The organism is Ancylobacter lacus, from assembly GCF_018390635.1.
Lineage (GTDB): Bacteria > Pseudomonadota > Alphaproteobacteria > Rhizobiales > Xanthobacteraceae > Ancylobacter > Ancylobacter lacus.
Genome location: NZ_JAHBGE010000024.1, coordinates 1 through 1,573 on the forward strand (window position 1 = coordinate 1; position 1,573 = coordinate 1,573).

A 1,573-nucleotide genomic window follows, 5' to 3' on the forward strand; every position below is an offset into this window, starting at 1 on the left:
AGGTCGACAGCGTCTGGCTGGTGGTGGTGTTGGTGGTGCTGCTGGTCCGGCTGAATTTGCCGGAGCGGGTGAAAAGCATGGCTGCCCCTTAATTGCAGGACCCTCGCGCGTCCCGCTTGCGGCCTTATCATACAGCAAGGTCAGGGAGGGGCAATGTGCTTGCCGGGACTGCGGCCGCCTTTGTTCGCATTCCACAACGCCGATGTCAGGCGGGGGAGGCGGTGCGGCCGCTTCGGCGAGAGCGGGGCGCCGATCGCCACGCCGCCGCTTGCGCTGCCTCACGCCGCGAAGACGAAATCCGAGGCGGAGAGGGTGAGGGCGGTGTTGGCCCTGTTCTTCACCTGGACGCTGTTGCCGCTGCCGCTGAAGGTGATCGTCACCGTCGCCGTGCCGTTGCCGGAGAGGGTGAGACCGGCGAAGGAGGTGTAGCCATAGGCCGAGACGTCGATCAGGTCGTCACCCGTGGTGGAGCCGGCGCTCTGGCCGAAATCATAGATGGTGTCGGCGCCGCTGCCGGGCTGGAACACGAAGGTGTCGTTGCCGCCGGTGACGCTGGCGCCGGTGTTGATGGTGCCAAAGACGTCGCCATACAGACTGTCGTTGCCGGTGCCGCCGTCGAGCCGGTCATTGCCGCAGGTCAGCGTCGCCTTGGCATTCACGGTGTTGGCGTCGCCGATCAGCGTGTCGCCGCCGGCGCCGCCATACAGCCAGTCATTCCCGCCGATGAGCACGGTGGCGTTTGAGCTGCTGCCCGCAATGGCGAAATCGCCGTAGATCGTGTCGGTGCCGTCGTCGCCATACAGGGTGTCGCTTCCGCCGGTGGCTTTTGCGTCCTTTCCAGTGTAGGCTGCGGTATTGCCGTCTCCATAGATCGTATCCCCCCCGTCCCGGCCATAGATCGTGTCGTTGCCGCCGGTGACGGTGTTGCCGGTGACGGAGCCGAAGCTGCTCCCGTCGCCATAGAGTTGATTATCGCCGTCGCTGCCATAGAGGGTGTCATTGCCGCAGGTGACGGTGTTGTTGCTGGCGTTGCCGATCGTCACGCCCTCGCCGTAAAGGGTATCCGCCTCGGTGCCGTTGGTTGTGGCGTCATAGGCATAGAGAATGTCGTTGCCACCGACCGCGCCCGAGCCGCCGCCGTAAGCCACAATGTTTGCGTCGCCATAGATGGTGTCAGCGCCGGCCTTGCCGTAGATGACGTCATCGCCGCCGGTCGCCTTCGAACCGGACGAGTAGCCCAGCCGGAACCCGTCGCCATAAAGCGTGTCGCCGCTGGCGCTGCCGGTGAGGGTGTCGGTGCCGCCCTTGGCCCAGCTCATGTAATAGCCGTCGCCATAGACGGTCGTGCCCACCGTCGCGGCTGACAGGTCGATCGTGTCGTTACCGCCGAGCGCCTGGGCGCTGGCCGAGCTGCCGGCCAGGGTCTCGCTTTCGCCATAGACCGTGGTGAGCCGGCTGCCGGACGTCCAGATCACGTCATTGCCCAGCCCGCCATAGACCGTGACATTGGCGCCGGGGTCGTATTCATGCCCCGCATTGGCGGGACGGACAGTGAAGTCCATGATGTCGTCGC

At 65.4% G+C, this 1,573-nt stretch carries 1 protein-coding gene; it reads right to left on the minus strand.

Features of this window, described 5'->3' with window-relative positions:
* Positions 1 to 278: 278 nt before the first annotated feature.
* On the minus strand, positions 279 to 1,573 hold a 1,295-nt coding region (locus KHC27_RS05340), incomplete at its 5' end, for a calcium-binding protein (RefSeq protein WP_213335963.1).